At 51.4% G+C, this 1,446-nt stretch carries 1 protein-coding gene; it reads right to left on the bottom strand.

Going from position 1 to position 1,446, the window contains the following annotated elements:
• Positions 1-33: 33 nt before the first annotated feature.
• Positions 34-1,446 (bottom strand): IS3 family transposase (locus KBX19_RS11245; protein WP_255999054.1); only part of this gene is annotated, 1,413 nt, incomplete at its 5' end.

The raw sequence follows: 1,446 nt of genomic DNA, 5'->3' as shown, positions 1-1,446 counted from the left end.
GAGGATGCGGACGTTTTTTGGACAGTTTCAATCTCACGCTACATTGACTTTTCGGTATTCGGCAATGCTCAAACCATCGAGGCTGATCTTGATTCGGTGATCGTTGTAGAACTCAATGTATGTCGCGATTGCTTCTTTGAGCTCTTGGGGGTTCTGCCAGGTTCTGCCGTAGTACATTTCGTTTTTCATTCGGCCGAAGAACCCCTCGCATGCTGCATTGTCGGGGCTACAACCTTTCTTCGACATCGAGCGAAGTATTCCGAACTTCTCGGTCATACTTCGCCAGCTGCTGCCTCGATAATGTGCTCCGCGGTCTGAGTGAATCACCAAGGAGCCATCCATTGCCGGCTTTTCGGTTGCGATTGCTGCGTACAAAGTTTCTTCTGCTAACTCCATGGTGGGATGAACACTTGTTTTTGCTGCCACGACCTTCCCGTCAAAACAGTCGATGATGGCAGACAGGTACACGCGACCTTGGTTAGTAGCGAAAACACTGATGTCAGTCAGCCACAACCGATTTGGATGCTCAGCATGAAAATTGCGGTTCACCAGGTTAGGTGGTGCGGGAGAAATTTCCCCTTGATAGCTGGAGTAACGCCACTTTCGTTTCGGGAACCAGGGACGAATTCCCTCTTCGTGCATGAGACGGCGGACGACCTTCTCACTGATAACGATCCCGCGATGGCGCAGTTCCCACCAAAGTCGGCGATAGCCGTAGGTGTTATTCGACTCAGAACTAATCTCATGAAGCAATTCGCGGATACGCGCGTGCTTATCCGGAGCAAATCGCTGTTGGAGTTGGTAGTAGAAGCTTGATGCCGCAAGATCAATAGCAGCAAGCAGCATAGATAACGGAAACTCGCCGCGTAACGCGTCAACCACTTCAGCCTTGTGCTTATTGCTGAGCTGACCCGGGATGACGCTGACGTCTTTTTTTACAAGTTCCAGCTCCTTTTCCAAAACAGCCTTGTCAACGAGCAGTTGAGCCATTTGCTTTTTCAGTTCTGCAGGATCATCGGCTAATGATTTCTCGAATGCTGCTCGGGTGGGCATGCGAGTGTGCTCTTTGCGTTCTCTTTTCGACATCAAACCCCATTTTCCCTCTTCACGGTGGCGTTGTGCCCAAGAATAGACACTCATCTTTGAGCGCAGCTCGCATTCCACAGCGATGTCAGCTGGCCTCCAACCAGCGTTGAAGAGCTCAACAGCACGAAGCTTGACCTCAAACGGGTAGCGGGTCAATGTTTTTGACTGTTTGCGGGGTCGACCAGGTTTGGCGGGTTCACGCAACCATTTGTACAGCGTCCATCGCCCTGGATAACCAAGTTCACGGACGGTCTTGGTCACCGATTGAGTGCGCTTGTAAACCTGCAGAGCTCTGCGTCGCTGCTCCTTGGTGTATGAGCGGTTCATGATGGAATCCTCCAAGATTCCGTCCGCATCCCC

The organism is Corynebacterium sp. CCUG 71335, from assembly GCF_024454075.1.
In the GTDB taxonomy this organism is placed as follows: domain Bacteria; phylum Actinomycetota; class Actinomycetes; order Mycobacteriales; family Mycobacteriaceae; genus Corynebacterium; species Corynebacterium genitalium.
This window is presented reverse-complemented; position numbering and strand designations above follow the sequence as displayed.